The 358-nt window shown below is 50.8% G+C and carries 1 protein-coding gene; it reads right to left on the reverse strand.

Annotated elements, in window-relative coordinates; all coding sequences use genetic code 11:
- On the reverse strand, positions 1-358 hold a 358-nt coding region (locus KDM89_RS20545; RefSeq protein WP_212689710.1), incomplete at both ends, for a phosphoribosylformylglycinamidine synthase subunit PurQ.

Consider the following 358-nt stretch of genomic DNA (forward strand, 5'->3'; position numbering starts at 1 on the left):
CCACCATCGCCAAACGGGCTTCAAACTGCTCCGACTTATTACGCGTAAACTTAGGCCATGCCTGCGCACCAGGGATGATGGATTTCAGATTACTCATCATCTGACAGCCATTACAGATACCCAGACCAAAAGTATCATCACGATGGAAGAAACCAGAGAACTGCTCAGCCATCATTTGGTTAAACAGGATGGTTTTCGCCCAGCCCTCGCCCGCCCCCAATACGTCACCGTAGGAGAAGCCACCGACGGCGATCAGGCCTTTAAAGTCTTGTAAATTGGCGCGGCCAGCGATCAGGTCACTCATGTGTACGTCAACTGCTTCAAAACCAGCCTTGTGCATGACATAAGCCGTTTCGAT

Origin of the sequence: Cognatundibacterium luofuense, assembly GCF_018139685.1 — a bacterium.
GTDB lineage: Bacteria > Pseudomonadota > Gammaproteobacteria > Burkholderiales > Burkholderiaceae_D > Undibacterium > Undibacterium luofuense.